Source organism: Novosphingobium aquimarinum, assembly GCF_009746585.1.
GTDB lineage: Bacteria > Pseudomonadota > Alphaproteobacteria > Sphingomonadales > Sphingomonadaceae > Novosphingobium > Novosphingobium aquimarinum.
Map to the genome: position 1 here is coordinate 26,137 of NZ_WRPO01000016.1, position 21,150 is coordinate 47,286.

The 21,150-nt window shown below is 65.7% G+C and carries 25 protein-coding genes and 1 pseudogene; 18 read left to right on the top strand and 8 right to left on the bottom strand.

Annotated elements, in window-relative coordinates; all coding sequences use genetic code 11:
• The first annotated feature begins 64 nt into the window (after nt 1–64).
• From GQO94_RS14845 to GQO94_RS14865, 5 genes are read left to right on the top strand one after another with little or no spacing between them, the layout of a single operon-like run.
• Nucleotides 65–436, top strand: a complete 372-nt coding sequence (locus GQO94_RS14845) for a dihydroneopterin aldolase (protein ID WP_156842217.1) — start codon at nt 65–67, stop codon at nt 434–436.
• On the top strand, nt 436–780 hold the full coding sequence (locus GQO94_RS14850; RefSeq protein ID WP_156842218.1) for a Rossmann fold domain-containing protein: 345 nt from the start codon (nt 436–438) through the stop codon (nt 778–780). Before GQO94_RS14845 ends, GQO94_RS14850 begins: the two co-directional genes overlap by 1 nt.
• Nucleotides 777–1,781, top strand: a complete 1,005-nt coding sequence (moaA, locus tag GQO94_RS14855) for a GTP 3',8-cyclase MoaA (protein WP_156842219.1) — start codon at nt 777–779, stop codon at nt 1,779–1,781. Before GQO94_RS14850 ends, moaA begins: the two co-directional genes overlap by 4 nt.
• Before the next feature lies 1 nt (nt 1,782).
• The gene (locus tag GQO94_RS14860; protein ID WP_156842220.1) at nt 1,783–2,031 is read left to right on the top strand and encodes a MoaD/ThiS family protein; all 249 of its coding nucleotides are present in this window, start codon (nt 1,783–1,785) and stop codon (nt 2,029–2,031) included.
• A complete protein-coding gene (locus tag GQO94_RS14865; protein WP_156842221.1) occupies nt 2,028–2,498 on the top strand; it encodes a molybdenum cofactor biosynthesis protein MoaE in 471 nt (156 codons plus the stop codon). Before GQO94_RS14860 ends, GQO94_RS14865 begins: the two co-directional genes overlap by 4 nt.
• A 36-nt stretch (nt 2,499–2,534) precedes the next feature.
• Here the strand turns inward: GQO94_RS14865 and GQO94_RS14870 are convergent, their stop codons facing one another.
• Nucleotides 2,535–3,065, bottom strand: coding sequence for a hypothetical protein (locus tag GQO94_RS14870; protein WP_156842222.1), 531 nt, complete (start codon nt 3,063–3,065; stop codon nt 2,535–2,537).
• A gap of 312 nt (nt 3,066–3,377) precedes the next feature.
• On the opposite strand from GQO94_RS14870, the pseudogene rplU reads away from it, so the two are divergent.
• From rplU to GQO94_RS14890, 4 genes and pseudogenes are all read left to right on the top strand, one after another.
• Nucleotides 3,378–3,731: pseudogene (gene rplU / locus GQO94_RS14875) on the top strand (50S ribosomal protein L21); the annotation flags it as partial.
• A 28-nt stretch (nt 3,732–3,759) separates the two neighbouring features.
• Complete coding sequence (gene rpmA / locus GQO94_RS14880; protein WP_156842224.1) at nt 3,760–4,029, top strand: 50S ribosomal protein L27; 270 nt, start codon at nt 3,760–3,762, stop codon at nt 4,027–4,029.
• Nucleotides 4,030–4,252: 223 nt separating this feature from the next.
• Nucleotides 4,253–4,687 (top strand): GNAT family N-acetyltransferase, encoded by a 435-nt coding sequence (locus GQO94_RS14885; protein WP_198045981.1) that lies wholly within the window; start codon nt 4,253–4,255, stop codon nt 4,685–4,687.
• 152 nt (nt 4,688–4,839) lie between these two features.
• A complete protein-coding gene (locus tag GQO94_RS14890) occupies nt 4,840–5,376 on the top strand; it encodes a GNAT family N-acetyltransferase (protein WP_156842226.1) in 537 nt (178 codons plus the stop codon).
• Between the two features lie 36 nt (nt 5,377–5,412).
• Here the strand turns inward: GQO94_RS14890 and ygfZ are convergent, their stop codons facing one another.
• A complete protein-coding gene (gene ygfZ / locus GQO94_RS14895; RefSeq protein WP_156842227.1) occupies nt 5,413–6,162 on the bottom strand; it encodes a CAF17-like 4Fe-4S cluster assembly/insertion protein YgfZ in 750 nt (249 codons plus the stop codon).
• A gap of 32 nt (nt 6,163–6,194) precedes the next feature.
• A complete protein-coding gene (locus GQO94_RS14900) occupies nt 6,195–7,118 on the bottom strand; it encodes a LysR family transcriptional regulator (protein WP_156842228.1) in 924 nt (307 codons plus the stop codon).
• Between the two features lie 112 nt (nt 7,119–7,230).
• Between GQO94_RS14900 and GQO94_RS14905 the strand changes: the two genes are divergently transcribed.
• Both GQO94_RS14905 and GQO94_RS14910 read left to right on the top strand, forming a co-directional pair.
• Nucleotides 7,231–7,926 (top strand): pirin family protein, encoded by a 696-nt coding sequence (locus GQO94_RS14905; protein ID WP_156842229.1) that lies wholly within the window; start codon nt 7,231–7,233, stop codon nt 7,924–7,926.
• Between the two features lie 29 nt (nt 7,927–7,955).
• On the top strand, nt 7,956–8,537 hold the full coding sequence (locus GQO94_RS14910; protein ID WP_156842230.1) for a nitroreductase family protein: 582 nt from the start codon (nt 7,956–7,958) through the stop codon (nt 8,535–8,537).
• An 82-nt stretch (nt 8,538–8,619) separates the two neighbouring features.
• Here the strand turns inward: GQO94_RS14910 and GQO94_RS14915 are convergent, their stop codons facing one another.
• Together GQO94_RS14915 and GQO94_RS14920 are read right to left on the bottom strand one after the other, a co-directional pair.
• The gene (locus tag GQO94_RS14915) at nt 8,620–8,946 is read right to left on the bottom strand and encodes a hypothetical protein (protein WP_156842231.1); all 327 of its coding nucleotides are present in this window, start codon (nt 8,944–8,946) and stop codon (nt 8,620–8,622) included.
• Between the two features lie 70 nt (nt 8,947–9,016).
• The gene (locus GQO94_RS14920) at nt 9,017–9,406 is read right to left on the bottom strand and encodes a hypothetical protein (protein WP_156842232.1); all 390 of its coding nucleotides are present in this window, start codon (nt 9,404–9,406) and stop codon (nt 9,017–9,019) included.
• Between the two features lie 169 nt (nt 9,407–9,575).
• Here GQO94_RS14920 and GQO94_RS14925 point away from each other — a divergent pair, with 169 nt between their 5' ends.
• On the top strand, nt 9,576–10,895 hold the full coding sequence (locus GQO94_RS14925) for a dihydroorotase (protein WP_156842233.1): 1,320 nt from the start codon (nt 9,576–9,578) through the stop codon (nt 10,893–10,895).
• Between the two features lie 12 nt (nt 10,896–10,907).
• Here the strand turns inward: GQO94_RS14925 and rarD are convergent, their stop codons facing one another.
• Entirely contained in the window at nt 10,908–11,831 is a 924-nt protein-coding gene (gene rarD, locus GQO94_RS14930) for an EamA family transporter RarD (RefSeq protein ID WP_156842234.1), read from the bottom strand.
• Nucleotides 11,832–12,021: 190 nt separating this feature from the next.
• Here rarD and GQO94_RS14935 point away from each other — a divergent pair, with 190 nt between their 5' ends.
• Entirely contained in the window at nt 12,022–12,474 is a 453-nt protein-coding gene (locus tag GQO94_RS14935; protein ID WP_156842235.1) for a glycine zipper 2TM domain-containing protein, read from the top strand.
• Nucleotides 12,475–12,809: 335 nt separating this feature from the next.
• A complete protein-coding gene (locus GQO94_RS14940) occupies nt 12,810–13,523 on the top strand; it encodes a hypothetical protein (RefSeq protein ID WP_156842236.1) in 714 nt (237 codons plus the stop codon).
• 216 nt (nt 13,524–13,739) lie between these two features.
• Here GQO94_RS14940 and GQO94_RS14945 read toward each other — a convergent pair whose 3' ends face one another.
• Both GQO94_RS14945 and GQO94_RS14950 read right to left on the bottom strand, forming a co-directional pair.
• Nucleotides 13,740–15,212 carry a succinylglutamate-semialdehyde dehydrogenase gene (locus tag GQO94_RS14945; protein WP_156842237.1) on the bottom strand — a complete coding sequence of 491 codons (1,473 nt, stop codon included), beginning with the start codon at nt 15,210–15,212 and terminating at the stop codon, nt 13,740–13,742.
• Between the two features lie 86 nt (nt 15,213–15,298).
• Entirely contained in the window at nt 15,299–16,699 is a 1,401-nt protein-coding gene (locus tag GQO94_RS14950) for a protein adenylyltransferase SelO family protein (RefSeq protein ID WP_156842238.1), read from the bottom strand.
• Nucleotides 16,700–16,778: 79 nt separating this feature from the next.
• Here GQO94_RS14950 and GQO94_RS14955 point away from each other — a divergent pair, with 79 nt between their 5' ends.
• The 4 genes from GQO94_RS14955 (at nt 16,779) to GQO94_RS14970 (ending at nt 21,128) form a co-directional block, all read left to right on the top strand.
• On the top strand, nt 16,779–17,645 hold the full coding sequence (locus GQO94_RS14955; protein ID WP_156842239.1) for an alpha/beta fold hydrolase: 867 nt from the start codon (nt 16,779–16,781) through the stop codon (nt 17,643–17,645).
• Between the two features lie 21 nt (nt 17,646–17,666).
• Nucleotides 17,667–18,794, top strand: a complete 1,128-nt coding sequence (locus GQO94_RS14960; RefSeq protein WP_232332953.1) for a glycosyltransferase — start codon at nt 17,667–17,669, stop codon at nt 18,792–18,794.
• 122 nt (nt 18,795–18,916) lie between these two features.
• Entirely contained in the window at nt 18,917–19,738 is an 822-nt protein-coding gene (locus tag GQO94_RS14965; protein ID WP_156842240.1) for a tetratricopeptide repeat protein, read from the top strand.
• Between the two features lie 28 nt (nt 19,739–19,766).
• The gene (locus tag GQO94_RS14970) at nt 19,767–21,128 is read left to right on the top strand and encodes an outer membrane protein assembly factor BamB family protein (RefSeq protein ID WP_198045982.1); all 1,362 of its coding nucleotides are present in this window, start codon (nt 19,767–19,769) and stop codon (nt 21,126–21,128) included.
• The last annotated feature ends 22 nt before the right edge of the window (nt 21,129–21,150 follow it).

A 21,150-nucleotide genomic window follows, 5' to 3' on the forward strand; every position in this document is an offset into this window, starting at 1 on the left:
CACTGGACTTGCTCACGTCGAAATGCCAAGGCCGCGGAATATTCTCAGCTATTTGTGAGCGCCCTTGCCTGACAGTCTGCTTCTCGAAGTCGCCGATTTCGACGTCGATGTCCTCACCGGGATCTATTCGGAGGAAACCGGCAAGCCGCAGCCGCTGCGAATCTCGATGGCCGCGCGCATGCGGCCGATCGAAAGCTACGCGCCCGATACGCCGCTTTCCGCCAGCAAGAACTACATGGACCTGAAGTTCGCGGCGTCAGAAGCGCTGCCGCCGGGGGTTCACTTCAAGCTGATCGAGGCCGTCGCCGATCACATCTGCGAGACCCTGTTCCTTCAGGATTCGCGGATCGAAGCGATCACGGTCAAGATCATCAAGCTCGCGATCAGCGAGAACGGCGAGAAGATCGGCATTACGCTGACGCGCGAGCGCCGCTGATGGCGGTCTTGCGGATCGACGGCCTGCCGCCCGAACCGCTGGATGCCGCCGCCATGTTCCACGCCGACTGGTTGCCCCGGGCGATCGCGCTGGCCGATGGCGGTGCCGATTCGCTGGTGCTGATCTTTCCCGCCGCCGATCACACGCACCGGGAATGGCGCCTGGCCGCAGTGCAAGGGCTGGCGCGCCGATTCGCCCCGCTGCGGGTCAACGCGCTCGCGTGCGACGACTGCGAGCCGATCGAAGCCGCCTTGCGCTATCTCGCGGCGGCACCCGGAGTTACGGGTCAATACCTGCCGCTCGATGGAACCGGAGCGGGCGAGGTGATATGTACTCTTCAATGAACAAGCCCACACCTCTCGTCGACCAGTTTCAGCGTCGCATCACGTACTTACGGCTGTCGGTCACCGATCGTTGCGACTTGCGCTGCACCTATTGCATGCCCGAGCGGATGACGTTCCTACCGCGCCGCGAAGTGCTGAGTCTGGAAGAACTTCACCAGATGGCGCTTGGCTTCATCGATCGCGGGATCACCAAGCTTCGGCTGACGGGCGGCGAACCGCTGGTCCGGCGCGATATGCTGGAATTGGTGCACGCGCTGGGTCGCAAGCTGGGCGATGGGCTCGAAGAGCTGACGATGACCACCAACGGCACCCGTCTCGCCGATTTCGCGGACGATCTCTATGCAGCCGGCATGCGGCGTATCAACGTGTCGCTCGACACGCTCGATCGCGGCATGTTCGAGACGCTGTCGCGCCGCGACTCGCTGCCGCAAGTGCTCGAAGGGCTGGCGGCGGCTAAGGCCGCGGGGCTCAAGGTGAAGATCAACACCGTGGCGCTCAAGGGCATCAACGAAGATCAGCTGTCGGGCCTGATCGCCTGGGCGCATGGCGAAGGCTTCGATCTCACCTTGATCGAAGTGATGCCATTGGGCGAAGTCGAAGGCGATCGGATCGATCACTACCTGCCGCTCATCGCCGTGCAGGACACGCTCGAGCGCGACTGGACGCTCGTGCCGAGCGACCATCGGTCGGGCGGCCCCGCCCGGTATTTCGATGTCGCCGAGACCGGCGGCAGGCTGGGCCTGATCACGCCGCTGACCAACAATTTCTGCGCCGGCTGCAATCGGATCCGCGTGACGGCAACCGGCCAGCTCTATGCCTGCCTCGGCGGCGAGGAACGCGTCGATCTGCGCGCGGCGCTGCGGTCCGACGAACCCGAGAGGCGGCTTTCCGAAGCGCTCGATACCGCGATGCGGATCAAGCCCGAACGCCATCACTTCGCCATCGACGAACGCGGCCAGAGCCCGGCGTTGGCGCGACACATGTCCATGACCGGGGGCTGAAATGGCGCTCAAGCTGGTTTTTCTGGGGCGGCTCGAGGATGCCGCGGGCGAGGCGGAACGCAAGGTGCCGCTGGTCGCGACGATCGAAGAGGTCTTTGCCGGCCTCGAGCCCGAACTCGTCGCCGCGCTGCGGGCCGATCGGGTCAAGCTTGCGGTCAATGGCGTGCTGGTGCGCGATCTCGATGCACCCGTGCTGCGCGACGGTGACGAACTTGCATTCCTGCCGCCGGTGAGCGGCGGTGCGGTATGAGCGGCGTGACGAACAGCGTCGATGTCCGCCTCGTGACGACGGCATTCGATCCGGCGCGCGAGATCGCGCAATTCACTGCCGCACATCCGGCTGCGGGTGGAGTCGTCAGCTTCACCGGGCAGGTTCGCGAAGATAGCCAGGCCGGCGGCGTCGAGGCGCTCGAACTGCGGCACTACGGTCCGCTGACCTTGCCTGAGATGGAAAAGCTCGCCGCGACCGTGCTTGGCCGCTGGGATCTCGAGGGGCTGCTCGTCATTCATCGCAGCGGCACGATGCAACCGGGCGAGCCGATCGTGCTGGTCGCCGGCGCATCCCGCCATCGCCGCGATGCCTTCGCGGCAGTCGACTTCGCGATGGACCACCTCAAATCCGAAAGCTGGTTCTGGAAGCGCGAGAAAGTCGGCGGCCGCTGGCGCTGGATCGAACCGCGGCACGAGGATTTCGAGGATATCCGACGCTGGCAATAGGCCAGGGGCCGCTCGCTGGCAGCCTCCGCGCCCGAATCAGCTGCGCAGCGTGCCTGCCAGGGAAGCGATCGCCGCGTTTTCCTGAGCCACCCACGATTCGACCGTATCGCGCGCCGATCCGATCGCCTGCGCCGTCGGCGAAACCGTCGCAGCCTCCGCGACACGCGCGTCGACGTACATCCCGTCCAGTTCGGCAAGCGCGGTCACAACCCCGCTGCGAGCGGACTGCAGATCGGCCAGCGCGACTTGCGCGGCGACCCAGTTGTCGCTGGCAATCGATGCTCCGCGGGCCGAACCGACGGTGCGGCGCGTGGCCTCCTGCTTGCGTTGGAAGCGGGCGTGGGCTTCGCGCGCCGCGCCGAGCAATCCGTCGATGCGCGTGAGCGTATCCGCGCCGGGCGGCGGCAGCACGATCGGCGCTTCCGCCTCGGCCGGTGCGGCGGAAGCCGACCCGGCGACACGCTCCGCATCGCGCAGCGCGAGCGAGGGGTAGTCGCCCGAACTGGCGCAACCCGCGAGGGTGAAAAGCAACAAGGCGATCGCAAGAGGGCGCGGGGCAGCTTTCATGGCGCGATCCATAGCACGGCGCCCGTCATTGGCGAGTGGGTCATTGGCGAGTCGGCCATCGGCGGGTAGACGTCGGAGAACGGCACGTCGATTTGGCGGTCGCGCGAGAGGCGCGGATCGCCCGTTCTCGGTTGACAGCATCGGGGGCTTGGACTAACGGCACCACTCTTTCGCGGCCCTCGCGACTTTCGCGTTGGGCCCGTCGCGTCGCCCGCAACTGGTTTGAGTGCAAACTGAAAGCGGCCGGGGCAAAGTTGCATCGGCCCGTGCACAGGTTTGTGAACCGGGCATTTGAGATTAGGTAAGGGCACCATGTTCGCAGTAGTGCGCACGGGCGGCAAGCAGTATCGGGTTGCCGCCGGAGACAAGATCGCGGTCGAAAAGCTGGCGGGTGACGCCGGCGAGACGATCACGCTGGGCGACGTCCTCCTCGCCGGTTCCGACGGCGAAGTCGCGGACGTGTCGAAGGTCACCGTTTCGGCGGAGATCATCGCGCAGGCCAAGAGCGAGAAGGTCACGGTCTTCAAGAAGCGCCGTCGCCACAACTATCGCCGCAAGGCCGGTCACCGCCAGCAGATGACGCTGCTGCGCATCGTCTCGGTCGGTGACGAGAAGAAGGCTGCGCCCAAGAAGCAGGCCGCTGCCGAAGAGGCCCCCGCGGCCGACGCTGAATAAGAATTCGGAGTAGTACGAGATGGCACATAAGAAAGCAGGCGGCTCGTCGCGCAACGGTCGCGATTCGGCAGGCCGCCGCCTCGGCGTGAAGAAGTTCGGTGGCGAACAGGTCATCGGCGGCAACATCATCATTCGCCAGCGTGGCACCAAGGTCTATCCCGGCGTCAATGTCGGCATGGGCAAGGACCACACGCTGTTCGCGACTGCCGAAGGCCGCGTCCGCTTCCACGAAGGCAAGCTTGGCCGCAAATACGTTTCGGTAGACGAGATGGCGCAAGCCGCCGAATAACCGGATGGTCGATGACGGGCCATCCTGCAAAGGGATGGCCCTGCCGGACGATCTGTCGATCCGGCCAGCATAGAGGGAGAGGGGCCAGCCCCGCTCCCTTTTTTCATGTCTTCCTCATGCTCGCGCCGGCTTCGGGACATCGTGTCCCGCCGGCCAGGGCGTAACCGCAATGTCATCGCCCCCGTCTAAGGCTGGCTCGGGGCGGACGGATGGAGGAAGACCGATGTTCATTCGCAGCGAACGGCTGTTCCTGCGGCCCCGCTGGCCCGAGGACGCTCCGGCGCTCGAAAACCTGACCGGCAGGGATCGCCAGTTGGACCCGATGGCAGTCGTTTTCGACAGCGTGGATCCCGATGACCGGCGCAGTGTCGGATTTCTCATCACGCTTCCGGGGCGGGGAATCGTCGGCATCGCAGCGCTAGTGCGCGTGGATGACGAGGCCGAACTGCGGATCTGGGTTGGGCCGGCCTGGCGCAATCTTGGCTATGAGACCGAAGTCATCAGTGCGCTCGCCGGCGTTGCTCGCATGCTGGGTCATCACCGAATCCGGGCATCGATCATGCAGGACAAGCGCGTCGCCCGCATCGTCCTCGACCGGACTGGATTTGCTCCGAACAAGGCTGGCGATCCGCAGTCGATCGGGCCGCTCGCCGCGTAAGAGCGCGGCGAAGTCCCGTCCATAACGGGGGCACACCGGAATGTCCTGTAATTGCCCCATACCGGCGCAATATTCGTGCAATTCGATCTTGGTCATGGCATACATCTGTCGTGGACTTAAGAATCCCGCCAAAAAAATAGTCGGAGAAGGACATGTTCATTCGCACGGAGAGGCTATTTCTTCGGCCATGCTGGCCCGAGGACGCGAAAGAGCTGCTGGATGTGTTCAGCGACGACGCAGAGGCGCGCAAGGTCGCGGCCATTCCGATGTTCAACAAGGCGAACGTCGCGGAGAGCCGTCTTTCGCAGGCGCGCGATACACTGCTTCCGCCGCTTTCGATCTATCTACGCAGTGACGCCGGTTCCCGTCTTGTCGGCACGATCGGTTTGTGCCGCAACGGGGACGACGTCGAACTCGGTTACTGGATTGCGCGACCCTACCGCGGCCACGGCTATGCGGGCGAGGCCGTCCAGGCAGTGCTTCGCCAGGCCCGCGCGCTGGGTCATAAGCGGATCGTCGCCTTTCAGTCCGCCGAAAGCGCGGCATCGGCCACCGTGCTGAAGGACATCGGGTTCAGAGAGACAGGCGCGCTTCGCAGTTGCTATCGGGATGGCCGGCCCGCCGAGGCTCCCGCGCGCGTTTTGGTCGCCAACCTCGAGACTATGCCGCAGGGCATGGCATTGGCCTGAAGCGGGCATTGGCCTGAGCGCCTTTGGCGCGAGCGGTCAGTCCGGTGCGTTTTCGAGGCGCAGGTTGATCCACTCCGGCACCAGATCGGAGGGTATCGCGTCGATTCGCAAGTGATCGACCGCGAGGCCGAGGTCGGGGTAGGCGGTGCGCCGCCGCGATTCGTCGGATCTGTCCAGAGGAACCACGATCAAGCGGCGGTTGACCTTCTGTCGCCAGTTCATCCGCGCGGTATTTTCCTGACCGACATAGCAGCCCTTGCTGAAGCTGACGCCGTTCAGCTCCACGGCATTGCACTCGAGCCAGAGCGTCGCTTCCTCGCCCAGCTCGGCGCGCCCCTCGGTCACGCCGAGTTCGAGCCGATGCGCGAGCCAGGCGGCGTCGGCGCTCTCGTCTTCGGGCGTGGCGGGGGCGATCCAGCGTTCGCCGAGAGAAGCGAGGCGGGGATCGGACGCCGCGCCATCACCCATATGCGGACGCCAGTGCACTGCGACGCTGTCGTCGCGCGCAATGTCGAGCTTGCGACGCAGGCGGTAGAGCGAAAGGCGTTTCGCCAGCGAGTCGGCGGCGTCAGCTTCGCAATCGAGCAGCAGGTCATCGCCCGAAGGCCAGACGATGAAATCGAATAGCGCCTTCCCCTGTGCGCTCAGCAGTCCGGTCCAGGCCGGGAGCTGGCCCTTCACGTCTGAGGTCACGAGGCCTTGCAGGAAGTCGGCGACGTCTTCGCCGCTACCCTCGTGCGCGGAGACGCGGATTACCGCGCGTTCGAATAATCTGGTGCCGTTCATCGTAATCGAAGTGCGTCTTCCCTTCCGGCTTTTCAAGGACGCGGGGGATCGGGGGGGCACTGCGCCAGACGCTCGCGCACGGCTTCGAGCACCCAGAGCGCGGCGGGGCCGGGGGGAGCGTCGCGCCGCCACAGCGCATTGAGCGTGTACTCGCCGAGTTGCCGTTCGGGCAGAGCGAGTTCGACCAGCCTGCCTGCCGCAAGATCGTCGCGGACGACGTGCACCGGCATCGAGCCCCAGCCTAGCCCCTCGCGCAGCAGCATGTGCTTGGCTCCGAGGTCCGCGAGCCGCCAGGTGCGGGGCGAGAGGACCGAGAAGTCGCGGCCCGAGGTGAGGGCCGACCGGTCGGTCAGGACGAGCTGCAAGTGTCGCCGTGCTTCGCCGGGTGCGATTCGCGTCATCGTCGCCAGCGGATGCGAAGGTGCGGCCACAGGGACGAGATGCACCATGCCGACCCCTTCGCGCTCGAGCTCCGGCAAATCGGCGATGTCGGGGCCGGCAATGCCGAACGTCGCCCGGCCTTCGAGCACCAGGGCCGCGACGGCTCCGAGTGCCTCGACATGGAGGCGCAGTGCGACGTGCGGGTACATATCCTGAAAGTCGCGCAGCAAGCGGGCGAGCGCGTCGCCCGGCATCATCACGTCGACCGCGATCGCCAGTTCGGCTTCGAGACCCTGGCGCAGGCTGCGGACTTTGGCGAGCAGGCCGTCGACGCCGTTGGTGACTTCGCGCGCTTCCGAAATCAGGGCGCGGCCGGTGTCGGTCAACACGGGCCGGCGCGATCCGGATCGTTCGAACAAGACGACGTCGAGCTGCGTTTCGAGCTGTGCGATCGCGTAGCTGACGACGGATAGCGCCCGCCCGAGCTTGCGCGCCGCGCGATTGAAGCTGCCTTCCTCGACCACGGCGAGGAAGATCTTCAAGTGATCGAGGCTGGTGGGGCTCAGATCGGCCATTCAGGTTTCTCGAACATTTGGCGCAATTTTATCGGGGTTATCCGAATGGGTGGCAAGCCCTAAATCGAGGCCAACAGGAACACCCCGCGGTGTTCCTCTCAGGAGACACGACATGATCGAACTGCGACCTTTCGCGACGCTTGGCGCCGCCAACCATGGCTGGCTCGATGCGCATCACCACTTCTCGTTTGGCGGATATCACGATCCCGCGCGCACCAACTGGGGGCGTTTGCGGGTATGGAACGACGATACGATCGCGGCGAAGTCGGGCTTCCCGGCCCACCCGCATCGCGACATGGAAATTATCACGTATGTGCGCACCGGCGCGATCTCGCATCGCGACAGCCTGGGCAACGAAGGCCGCACGGAGGCCGGCGACGTCCAGGTGATGAGCGCGGGCACCGGCATTCAGCACAGCGAATTCAACGCCGAGGAGGAAGAGACCACGCTCTTCCAGATCTGGATCATGCCCGACAGCCGCGGCGGCGAGCCGGGCTGGGGCACGCGTCCGTTTCCGAAGGAAGGGCGCGACGGACAATTCGTCACGCTCGCATCGGGCCATGACGGTGACGATGCTCTGCCGATCCGCGCCGATGCGCGGGTTCTCGGAGCGACGATGCGGGCGGGAGAGACCATCACGTATCAAACGCAGTCCGGACGCCACGCCTATCTGGTGCCGGCGACGGGCCGGATCCGCATCGGCGATGTCGAGGCGGAAGCGCGGGACGGCGTCGCGATCACCGGCCTCGACACCATCACCATCACCGCGCTCGAGGACGCCGAACTCGTCCTGGTCGACGCAGCCTGACTTCCCAGACACCCGCAAGGAGATCCCTTATGACGACCCATCGTAAAGCCCACCCCAAAGTCGAAGACCTGATCGTGCATCGCTGGAGCCCGCGCTCTTTCGATCAAAGCGAAATGCCGGTCGAAGATCTCGAGGTCCTGTTCGAGGCCGCCGGATGGGCGCCCAGCGCATACAACGTCCAGCCCTGGACTTTCCTCTACGCCCGGCGCGGCGACGAGAACTGGGATCGCTTCCTGGCCCAGCTGGTCGAATTCAACCAATCGTGGGCAAAGGATGCCTCGGCGCTGGTGTTCATCGTTTCGGACACGCTGATGCGCAACGAGAAGGGCAATTCGGAAAACCACAGCCATTCGTTCGACGCGGGCGCGGCCTGGGCGATGCTGGCGCTGCAGGCGAGCGCGATGGGGTATCACACCCACGGCATGACCGGCGTGAAGTTCGGCGAAGCGGAAAAGGCGCTCGGCATTCCGGACGACCATCGGCTCGAAGCCGCAGTGGCGATCGGCAAGATGGCGCCCGCCGACCAATTGCCTGAGGGCCTGCGTGAGCGTGAAGCTCCCAGCGATCGCAAGCCGGTGAGCGAAATCGCCAAGGCCGGCAATTTCGCCTGAGCCATCAGGCCAAGCAGAATCCCCCCCGACCCGGTCCGTCCCTCCAGAGGGGCGGGCCGGGTTTTCGGGTGCAGGCAAAGCGTCAGAACTTGAAACGTAGATCGACCATGATGCGATTGCTGATCACGCCGGGGCCTATCGCGGCACCTTCGACGCGGCCGCCGACCTCGGTCCCATCGCCGATGGCGACGGATCCGGGCGTCGGTTCGGCAAGCTCTGGCAGCGGCCGCAGACGGAACTGTTCCTCATCTTGCGCACAGACGACGATCTCGTCTCCGGCGGTTTCGGCTCCAAGGTCGCAGCGAGGCCGGAGGATCGAGAAGGGGACGCTATCGACTTCCCCGGCAGGCGACTCGAAGTCGCTCGCAACCGATGCGGGGACATCCATGGCAGGCGGCACGTCTGGCATCGGCGGCTTCCACGATTACAGCCGGGCCAGATAACACGAAGAATGCGGCGCGCGCGTGGCGGCGCCGGAATCAGTCTACGGGGCGCGAGGTCAGCGTGTCTGCCATGAGGGTCGCGAGCTGCTCGTTGCGTTCGCGCAAGGTATCGATCGCGGGGCGCTGCCCCGGCAGCCAATCGGGTTCGAGCAGCATCGCGAGTTCGGTCGCGCGCGTGAGGCATAGCCAGACGAACTGCTCCCCGAACGTCAGCGTGACGCGGCTGACCTTGTCGAACGTCAGATCGACCATCTTCACTTGATCGGTGTAGACCCGCTCGTCGCTCTCGATGTCGCGGCGCGGCACCTTGCGGGTGACGGCGACTTGCCAGTGCTGCCGCTCTTCCAGCGCGCGGTCGCTGAGACCGGGCAGGTTGACGACAGTGATCGGCTCGAGACTTTCCTCGTCATAGATGACGACACGCATGGGACGTTCCTTTCGACAAGCAACTTAGGGTCGCGCGCGGCATTCCTCAATGGGCCATGCGGCGAAACGAAAGTCCGTGCGGATGCAGTGGCCGGGGCGGGGTGGCCTCGCCGCGGCGGGTCTGCGATGGATGCATGGCAGAATCGAACCACGCAGAGGAAACCGTCGCATGACCAGTCCCGATCTCGTTCTCGCCGGAGGAACGGTCCACACGCCATCGGGACCGGCGACGGTCGATGTCGCGGTGCGGGCGGGCAAGATCCTCGGCATCGGCAGCTTTCCCGACGCGGGCCGGCGGATCGATTGCACCGGGCTCGACGTGTTGCCAGGCGTGATCGACAGCCAGGTCCACTTCCGCGAGCCGGGGCTCGAGCATAAGGAAGACCTCGAAACCGGCAGCCGCGCGGCGGTGATGGGCGGCGTGACCGCGGTGTTCGAGATGCCCAACACCAATCCCAACACCGATTCGACCATGCGCATCGCCGACAAGCTCTCGCGCGGCCTGCACCGGATGTATTGCGACCATGCGTTCTACGTCGGCGCGACGGCCGAAAATGCCGAGGAGCTGGCCGAACTGGAGCGGATTCCCGGCACGGCGGGGGTAAAGATCTTCATGGGGGCCTCGACCGGCAGTCTGCTGGTGGCCGAGGACAAGGAACTCGCGCGCGTGCTCGCATCCGGCAGCCGGCGCGTGGCGATCCATGCCGAGGACGAGGCGCGGATGAACGAGCGCAAGAACCAGCGCGTGGCGGGCGATCCCTCCTCGCATCCCGTCTGGCGCGACGACGAGAGCGCGATGAAGGCGACCCAGCGCATCCTGCGCCTGGCGCGCGAGGCCAAGCGGCCGATCCACATTTTGCATATCACGACCCCGGCCGAGCTCGAACTGATCGCGCAGCATCGTGACATCGCCACTTGCGAAGTGACGCCGCAGCACCTCACGCTGGCTGCCGAGGAGGCGTATCCCGCGATCGGCACATACGCGCAGATGAACCCGCCGGTGCGCTCGGCCGCGCATCGCGAGGGCTTGTGGTACTGGCTCAATCAGGGCGTGCCCGACGTGGTCGGGTCCGATCATGCGCCGCACACCCGCGAGGAAAAGGCCAAGCCCTATCCCGAAAGCCCCAGCGGCATGCCGGGGGTGCAGACATTGCTGCCGCTGATGCTCGATCACGTCGCCAAGGGGCGCATGACCCTGGAACGGCTGATCGACATGACCTCGGCCGGTGTTCAGCGCGTGTTCGGGCTGGTGGGCAAGGGCCGCATCGCCGTAGGCTACGACGCGGATTTCACCGTGATCGATCGCAAGGGCCGTTTTACCATTACTGAGGATTGGGTCGAAAGCCGCTGTGGCTGGTCGCCGTTCACCGGGATGGAGCTGGAAGGCCGCGTTCTCGGAACGATCGTGCGCGGCCATGTCGTGATGTGGGAAAACCAGCTGGCCAATGCGGCGCAAGGTGAGCCGCTGCGGTTCGCTTCCGCGCTCTAGCCTTGCAATCGGTCAGGTTCGGGCGGCGCGCTTGCCGGACAAAAGCCCCGACCGCAGCAGCAGATCGAGGCTGAACAAGGCGATCGCGCTCCAGATGAAGCCGAAGCACACCAGCTGAACCGGGCGCAGCGGCTCTCCGAAGACCGTGAGGCCCAGCACGAAGACCAGCGACGGCGCGAGGAACTGCACGAAGCCGAGCGCGGAATAGCTCATCCGTCGCGCGGCCACTGCGAAGAGCAGCAGCGGAATCGCGGTGACGAGGCCGGCTGCCGCGAGCATGCCATCGAGGAACAGGGACTGACCCAGGCTCGAACCTGCCGGTGACGCCGCGAACCAAGCCACGACCCCGATGGCCGGCAGCAACAGGATAGACGATTCGACCGTCAGGCCCGGCAGCGATTCGACCGGGACCAGCTTGCGAATGACACCGTACCCCGAGAAGCTGAACGCGAGGACGAGGCTGATCCACAGCATCTCCTTCGCGCCCCAGGCGAGGATGCCGACGCCGATGGCGGCAAGCGCCACCGCAAGCCACTGAATGCGGGTCAGGCGCTCCTTCAGGAGCACCGTGCCGAGCAAGACGTTGACCAGCGGGTTGATATAATAGCCCAGGCTCGCCGCGAGCACGTGCCCGGTCTGAATCGCGATCACGTAGATCAACCAGTTGGCCCCGATCAGCACCGAACTGGCCGCGAGCGCGCCGATCAATCGCGGATTGCGCAAGGCGGTGAGGACCTGATCGGCCTGCTTGCGCGTGATCACCAGAAACACGCACACCGGAATGGTAAAGATGATCCGCCATCCCACCATCTCCAGCGCCGGAACCTGTCTGACGAACAGGAAATAGAGCGGGATGAGCCCCCAGATCCCATAGGCGGCGAGCGCATAGGGGAGCCCGCTGGCGCGGTTTTCGGAGGCTGGCGGTTCGGGAGACATCTGCGGATCTCCCCTTACGCGAGGGCCCTCCGGCGAACAACACTCAGCTCGTCGTACTCAGGCACTCGTTTCGTCGATGAAATTCGATGCTGACAGACAAGTTGCGCTCTGTTCATAATAGAACCTCTAAACATGAACGTGTTCAAGGAGGCGGATCAATTATCCCGACCGCGCTCGAAGGAGAATGGCGATGAATACGATCTTCAAATTATCCGCGCTTGCCGCCGCGTCCGTCAGCCTCGCTTCCGCAGTGCCCGCGTCGGCCGCCGTCCAGTACGGCGATGCCTCCTCGGTGCGCGCCGCGCCGGGAACAGAGATCGCTTATAACCAGTATCGCGACTATCGCGGGGATTATCGCGACAATTATCGTCGCGGCTATCGCGACGACTACCGCCGCGGCAATCGCCGCTCGTACGACGAACCGGTTTACCGTTCGACCAGCGTTTGGCGGGGTCGGGACGGCCGCTATTACTGCCGCAAGAAGAACGGAACCACGGGCCTGATCATCGGCGGTGCCGTCGGTGCTTTGCTCGGCCGTTCGATCGACGGCGGGCGCGACCGGACGCTCGGCACGGTGCTGGGTGCGGTAGGTGGCGCGCTGCTTGGCCGCCAGGTCGACCGCGGCGGATCGCGCTGCCGCTAATCATCGGATTGGATACTCCGGGCAACCGGAGCACGAGGTCCCCCGCGTGTACGGCGACACGCGGGGGATACGACCCGACCGCGCCAGCGGGACGGTCGGGAGGGCGTCCCCGCATCCTGCGCGGGGGCGCCCTCCTTTTGTTGGCTCGTCCGCTGCACGGCGTTAACGATTTTCCGGCGATGGTTTCCCGATTTGGCACGCTCCCGACAACGAATCGGATTAACCAGTTCTTTCAAGATTGTGTTAACCTTTGCCGGACAAGGCTAATGCCAGGTTAAGAACAATTCCGGCGCGGTGCATCGCTTCGCCGGCCGCAATCGCTAGGGGAAAAGCCGATGAAGTCACCTGCCCGTTTCGTAGTGGCGAGCCTGGCCGGGGTACTATTGCTGGCCGGTTGTCAGAACTCCCAGAAGAGCGAGGAGGCGGCGGATCAGGATCCGGCGCTGACCGGTGCCCTGGGGGATCAGATCATGGTCGACCCCGATCTCGCCGGGCAAGACGGCGGGGCCGTGCGCGCCGACGATGGACAAGTCGAACTGCCGCCCGAGCAGCGCTCGCCCGAAGCCATCCAGGCCGCGATCGGCGAGGCCAAGAAGATGGTTGGCGGAACGATGAAATCGGCGCCGCAGCCGGCTTCCGGCGGAACTTCGTCGCTGGTCGAAGGCGCCGCGACCGCTGCGCAAGTTGCGCAGGAAGCCAAGGCTTCCAGCACCGATTGCGCCGAGAAGGTCAAGTACTCGACGTCGTGGGCGGCCAAGCTGCCGTCGGCCTTCCCGGTCTACCCGCGCGGCGCCGTGCAGGAAGCGGCCGGCACCGACAGCGACGGCTGCAAGCTCAGAGTGGTGAACTTCGTCACTCCGGTCACGCCCGGTGATGTGATCGACTTCTACTACACCCGCGCCGCGAACGGCGGGTACGGCACTGAATACCGGATGGACGGATCCGATCACGTGCTTGGCGGCAAGAAGGGCACTTCGAACTATCTTCTCTACACGCGCAAGCTCGAGAACGGCCTGACCGAAGTCGATCTGATCGCCAGCGGCGGGTAACCCTGGCGGCGGACGTCGGCATCGACTGCAAAGTCCGCCAGCGCGCCGACCTGGCCGCCATCTCTTTCCGTCATGCTGAACTTGTTTCAGCATCCATTTCGCAGCGCGCCATTTTGGTTCTGTGTGGCACGATGGATCCTGAAACGAGTTCAGGATGACGGGGAAATGCGCGGCGTCGGAAGTTTACCCGCGCCGCTTGCCTTCGCCCGAGCCGGCTTACTTCAGTCCGACACCGATCACCGCGCGGGGCTGCTCGACTTCGCCTGAAGCGACCGGATAGGCACAGTAATCCGCAGCGTAGTAGCCGGTCGGACGATGATTGCCCGACAGGCCGATGCCGCCCATCGGTGCGGCGTGCGAGGGGCTGATCGTCGGTCGGTTCCAGTTGACGATCCCGGCGCGCACATTGGCCCAGAAGCGGTTGTACTCCTGTGGGCTCCCGCCGATCAGCGAGGAGACCAGGCCGAACCGCGTATTGTTCGCCTCGGCGATCGCCTCGTCGAGATCGCTCACGCGAATCACCTGCAGGATCGGGCCGAACAGTTCGACGTCGGGACGGTCTTTCATCGCCGTGGTGTCGATGATCGCGGGCGAGACGAAGGGCAGGGTATCGTGGGGACGAACGAGGTGCTTCACCGCCTTGCCGCCGTGGCTCATGAGATAAACGAAGCTCTCGGCCAGCCCGTCGGCGGCGGCATTGTCGATCACGGGGCCCATGAAGGGTGCGGGCTCGTCGAACGGCGCGCCGAAGATGATGCGGTCGGCGAGCGCCTTGGTCTCGCCGACGATCGCGTCGTACATCGAATCCTTCACGATCAGCCGGCGCGCGGCGGTGCAACGCTGCCCCGCCGAGGCGAAGGCCGACTGGACGATGAGCGCCGCCGCGTCGGTGATCTTGGGCGTGTCCCAGACCACCAGCGGATTGTTGCCCCCCATTTCGAGCGCGCAGACTTTGTCGGGCCTGGTCGCCAGCTTGCGGTTGATCGCGATGCCGGTGTTGGCCGAGCCGGTGAACAGCACACCATCGACGCCGTCATGCGCGACCAGCGCTTGTCCGATATCTGGGCCGCCCACCAGCAGTTGCATAACCGCAGAGGAAATCCCAGCGCGGTTGAAGCAGCGCGCCAGCAGTTCGCCCGTCGCGGGTGCGCGTTCGCTGGGTTTGAAGATCACCGCGTTGCCCGCGATCAGCGCCGGCACGATGTGAGCGTTCGGCAAGTGCGCGGGCATGTTATAGGGGCTGATCACGGCCATCACGCCGTGCGGCTTGTGGCGCACGGCGAGGCTTCCCTGGATCGCCGAATCGAGTTTGCGCTGGGCGGTGCGCTCGGCATAGGCGCGAATCGAGGTTTCGACCTTGGCGATCACCGCCTCGACTTCGGCGTTGGCCTCCCACATCGGCTTGCCGGTTTCGCGGGCGATCGTCGTCGCGAGCTTCTCGGCATCCTTGCGCACTTCGTTGGCAAAGCGGCGGACCAGCTCCATGCGGGTAGAGAGCGGCTGCGCGGCCCATCCGCCCCAGGCGCGCCGCGCCCGCTTGACGGTTTCCTCGACGTCGCCGATCCGCCCGCGCCACACTTCGACGCCGGTCGCGGGTTCGTAAGACACGAGGCCCGGCGGGGAAGACGCCAGTCGGTCGCTCAAGGGTCCTGAGTCGATCGCTGTCGAAGGATTTGCTGCCGCGTCCATCTACGCCTTGGTCCGATTCCATTGTGCCAACCGGTCAAGCCGGCTCGTCATCGCATACCCAATACTACCGGGATGCTAACACGAAGCTAATTAACCATCCGGGTCGGAGCATATCCCAGAGCGGCCCCGAGCCGACGAATATCCTCTACTTTCAAAGCCAGGGGAGCCCAATCGTCGTTGCGGTCGATCGCCGTCCAGAGGCGCTCGACCTCGTCTATGAGAATGCCCGGCGCGGCCATTTCGTTCCAGACCGGATCGTTCTGGTCGCCCATCGGTTCGCGCTCGCGCAGCGCCTCCGCCAGCTCTCCATCGGGCACGGCCCGGCCGCCGCGATGACGGAAGAAGAAGGTTTCGGGCGCCAGGCTGGCTTCGCGCATGAACCGTTCGCTCGCCGAAATCAGCGCGGTGTCGGCTTCCTGCCCAAGCGAGGCGACCCCCAGTCGCCAGGTGAAGCGGCGCGTCATGGCGCGTGAGTACAGATCGCCGAACCGATCGAGCGCGGCGATCAGCGGCTCGCTATCGGCCAGCAAGCGCAGCGAAATCGCGAGCTGCGCGCAATTCCAGTGGATCGCCTCGGGCTGGCGGCCAAAGGCGTAAAGCCCGCTGTGGTCGAAATAGGCGGCGGTGAAGGCGGGATCCCACGCGGGGGCCCAGCGCCACGGCCCGTAATCGAAGCTCTCGCCCGAGATGTTCATGTTGTCGGTGTTGAGCACGCCGTGCACGAAGCCCGCGACCATGTACGACGCGGCCAGATCGGCAAGCCGTTCGACCACCTGGTGCATCAGGATCACGGCGGGTTCGTCGCGTGCCGGCGCATCCTCGGGCGGTGCGCCACCGGGATACGTCGCAAGACAATAGTCGACGAGCGTGGCCATGTGGTCGCGTTCCTGAAGCGCCATGAGCCGCTGGAACGAGCCGATGCGGATATGACCGTGCGACAGCCGGACCAGCACGGCAGAGCGCGTCGGGGAGGGTTCGTCGCCGCGCCACAGCTCCTCGCCGGTCTCGATCACCGAGAAGGTCTTGCTGGTATCGACGCCGAGCGCCTCGAGCATTTCGGTGGCGAGAATCTCGCGCACCGCGCCCTTCAAGGTCAGCCGTCCATCGCCGTTGCGACTGTACGGGGTCTGGCCCGAGCCCTTGGTCCCAAGATCGAGCAGCCGATCCGCGCCGTCGCGCAGCTGCGCGAACAGAAAGCCGCGCCCGTCGCCGATGTCAGGGTTGTAGGCGCGGAACTGGTGCCCGTGATAGCGCAGAGCCAGAGGCTGCGGCAGATTGCCCTCGAGCGGCGCGAATCCGGCGAAATGTTCGCACCAGTGCGGATCGTCGAGATGGTCGAGCCCGACCGCGCGCGCCCAGCGGTCATTGCGGAAGCGCAGCACGTGCTGCGGAAACCGCGCGGGGCCGACCGGATCGGCGAGCCAATCGGCAATCGCCTCGATTTGCGGATCGGGGCGGTAGGCGCTCGCTTGCGGTTCAGGTCGCATCAGGCAATAGTGGGGTGCGCGCCCCCGGCGATCAACCCGGGCGGCCTTGCAGCGAAGGGTCGCGGGGAAGCATTACCGAATGAGTGCGTACGAAGACCGGGCCTGGACGAGCACCGACGGGCTCGCGCTGCATTACCGCGATTATCGGGCCGAAGGGGCGGGGGAGACCCGCGTTCCGGTGGTGTGCCTGCATGGCCTCACGCGCAATGCCCGCGATTTCGAGGAGCTGGCCGAACACATCGCTCCGCAGCGCCGCGTGCTGTGTCCGGAAATGCGCGGGCGGGGCGACAGCGAATACACCAAGGACATCGCCACGTATAATCCTCAGCAATATGTCGAGGATCTGATGGTGCTGCTCGATCAGGAAGGCATCGACCGCTTCGTCGCGATCGGCACCTCGTTGGGCGGCCTGATGACGCTCTCGCTGGCGGCGACCACACCCGAACGGATTGCCGGGGCCGTGATCAACGACATCGGCCCGCGGATCGAGACATCCGGGCTGCAGCGGATCAAGGACTATGTCGGCCAGGGGCGCAACTGCCCGACCTGGGTCCATGCCGCGCGCGGGCTGGAGGAAGTGCAGAGCGAGGCCTACCCGGGCCGCGATCTCAATTTCTGGATCGGCATGGCCAAGCGATTGATGACCGTGTCGGGCAACGGCCGCATCGTCTACGACTACGATATGAAGATCGCCGAGCCGTTCATGGCTTTCGAAGCCGAGACCATGCCCGACCTCTGGCCTGCCGCCGAGGCGCTCTCGGGAAAGCCGGTGCTGGTTGTGCGAGGCGCCCGGTCCGATCTGTTCTCGCCCTCGACGATGCGTGAGATGATCGAGCGGATCCGGGGCGCCGAGGGGCTGACGCTGCCGAATGTCGGCCATGCGCCGCTGCTGACCGAGCCCGAATGCATCGACGCGATCGACCGGCTGCTGGCCGCGGTCGACTAGGCAAGCGGACCGGCAGTTCCTTTGCGTTTCCTCCACCTCCATTCCAGCTTCGATGCCGGCGGCAAGGAATTGCGCTCGGCGCGGCTGATGAACGCTTTCGGCACAGGTGTGAGCCACGCGGTGGTGAGCGCCAAACCCGACGCATACGGGGCCGCTGCCGCCATCGATCCCGGCACCGACACCACCTACCCCGAGGATTTCCCGAGCCTGCAGGGCCGGCCGACGCCGGGACGCTTGCGTACGCTGGCGCAGGCGATGCGCGGCTACGACCTCGTCCTGACGTACAACTGGGGCGCAATGGATGCGGTCATGGCGCATACCGTGTTCCGCGATGCCTTTTCGCTGCCGCCGCTGATCCACCACGAGGACGGCTTCAACGAAGACGAGGCCGGCGGGCTCAAGCGGTCGCGCTCCTGGTTTCGCCTGATTGCTCTGGCCCGAAGTTCGGGCCTGGTGGTGCCGTCGAAACGGCTCGAGGAGATTGCGCTCGGCCCCTGGATGCAACCGCGCGGTCGCGTCATCCTGATCCCCAACGGCATCGCTGTCGCCGGATACGCCGATCGCCCGGCGCCCGATGCGCTGCCCCGGATCGTCAAGCACAAGGGCGAGCTCTGGCTGGGAACGCTGGCGGGCCTGCGCGCAGTCAAGGACTTGCCGCGGCTGGTGCGCGCGTTCGCCGGTCTGCCGCCGCAATGGCAGCTCGTCATCCTCGGCGAGGGACCTGAGCGCGGCGCGATCCGCGAGGAAGCGACCCGCTGCGGCGTGGCCGATCGGGTGCATTTGCCCGGCTTCGTCGCGAAACCGGCGGACGCGGTGGGCCTGTTCGATTTGTTCGCGTTGTCTTCGCGATCCGAGCAGTTCCCTATCTCGGTGGTCGAGGCAATGGCCGCCGGGCTGGCGGTGGCGTCGCCCGACGTGGGCGATGTCGCCGACATGGTGGCCGAGCCGAACCGCCGCTTTATCACGCCTGCCGACGATGAAGCCGCGCTCGGCGAAGCGCTGGCGACGCTGGCTGCCGACGCCGATCTGCGGACCGCGATCGGCGCGGCGAACCGCCAGGTCGCGCTCGATCGCTATGACGAGGCGCGGATGATCGCCACCTATCGGCAGCTCTACGCATCCGCCATGGGCCTTGCCGATCTGCCCTGAAACTGGCGGCGTTCATCGCTGCTTCAGCGCGGACCGGGCAGCGGTTTGCCCGTTGAATTGCAGTCCCCATCCGCTAAGAAGCGCGACACATTTGCCTTCCCGCCGACTTGAAAGCCCTATCCTTGGCCCTCCCTCCCAGCGAAACGCCCAAAACCAAAGGCGCCCTCAGCGAAAAGGCCGCGCAGCGCAAAGCCGCGCAGGACGAGGTGTTCCTGCGCGAGGTCGACGACGCGCTGCGCCAGGACCAGTTCGAAGGGTTCTTCAAGCGCTATGGCATTCCCGTCATCGCGCTGATCGTGCTGGGCCTGGCGGCGTTCGGCGGCTGGCTGTGGTGGCACAGCGATCAAAAAGCCAAGCGCGAGGCGCACGCCGAAACGTTTATCAAGGCGCTCGACGACGTGGAGGCTTCGAACCTCAAGGCCGCGGATGACAAGCTCGCGGTGCTGGCCTCCGAAGCGAACGACGGCAGCGCAGCTTCTGCCAAGCTGATGCGCGCGGGCATCGCCCTGCAGAACGGCGACCAGAAGGCAGCCGCGTCGCTTTACGGCGAGGTGGCGGGCGACGATTCGGTGCCGCAGCCGCTGCGTGATCTGGCGACCGTCCGCTCCGTCGCGGCCACGTACGAGACGATGAAGCCTCAGGACGTGATCGACCGGCTGAAGCCCTATACGCAGCCGGGCAATCCATTCTTCGGTATTGCCGGCGAGATGACCGGGTTCGCCTATCTCAAGCAGGGTAAGGAAAATCTCGCCGGCCCGCTTTTCGCCAAGATTGCGCGCGATGAGAGCCAACCCGATTCGCTGCGCAGCCGCACACGCCAGATCGCGGGCGTGCTGGGGGTCGATGCGATCGAGGACGTGATCGAAGACAAGTCGCAGCGCGACGATGCGGCGCCCAGCGCCGAAATGGTGCCTGCGCCCGTGCCCGAAGCGGCAGCGGACTAGAAACGACGTGGTGAGGACCAACAGGCGCATGCATTCCGCAAACCCGATCCAACAGACGTCGCACCGACGCCGGTCAACCGCAATCCTCGTGCTGGCGCTCGCGCTGGCCTTGCCGGGCTGCAAGATCTTCGGCGGCAAGGAAGGTCCCAAGACCCCTACCGTGGGCGAACGCGTGCCGATCCTGTCGCGGATCGAATCGGGCGCCACCGTCGATCCCACGCTCGAAGGCGTGTCGGTGATCCTGCCGCCGGCCGAGGCCAATCCGCAATGGCCCCAAGCGGGCGGCAATGCCGCCAAGAGCTACGGCCAGCTGGAGCTCTCGGCCACGCCGAGCCGCATCTGGACCGCGTCGATCGCTGGGTCCTCGAACAAGCGCCGCCTCGCCGCCTCGCCGGTAGTGGGCGACGGCAAGCTGTTCGTCATGGACACCGATGGCCTGGTGACGGCGCTGGATGCCGGCAGCGGCGGCAAGTTGTGGACCGTGAACTTCGGCGTCTCGGGCGACGGCGCCAGCTCGGTCTTCGGCGGCGGCGCCAGCTACGATAGCGGCCGCGTCTACGTGACCAACGGCGTGGGCGAAGTCGCGGCGCTGCAGGCCGACGACGGCAAGGAGATCTGGAAGGTCAAGCTTTCGGGGCCGCTGCGCGGATCGCCGACGGTGGCGTTCAATTCGGTCTACGTGATGACGCAGGACAACCAGATCATCGCGCTCAATGCGGCGGATGGTGCGCCGTTGTGGACCGAGTCGGCCTCGATGTCGCAGTCGGGCGTGTTCGGCGTCGCGGCGCCCGCGGCGGGGCAGGGCACCGTCATCGCCGGTTATGCCTCGGGTGAACTGGTGGCCTACCGCTACGAGAACGGCCGCCAGCTGTGGTCCGACGCGCTGGCGCGCACTTCGATCTCGACCGAAGTCGGCAGCCTAACCGACGTCGATGCCGATCCGATCATCGATCGCGGCCGCGTCTATGCGCTGGGCCAGGGCGGGCGCATGGCCGCTTACGAACTGGTCACCGGGCAGCGCGTCTGGGAGCTAAATCTGGCGGGGATTTCGACCCCGGCGGTCGCCGGCGAATGGGTTTTCACACTTACGGACCATGCCCAGCTGCTCGCGATTCAACGCACCAGCGGAAAAGTGCGCTGGCTCACGCAGCTAGACGAATTCCGCGTGCCCAAGAAGAAGAAGGACAAGATCTTCTGGGTCGGCCCGGTGCTGGCCGGTGGCAAGCTGTGGATGGCCAATTCGCAAGGCGAAGTCTCCTGGGCGGATCCCTCGGATGGCAGCGTCACGCGCTTCGCCGATCTGAAGGAGTCGGTCTCGCTGGCGCCCATCGTCGCCGGGCAGACGCTCTACATCCTCGACGACAGCGGCAAGATCAGCGCCTGGCGCTGATCTTGCGCGCCGGGCAGACGCC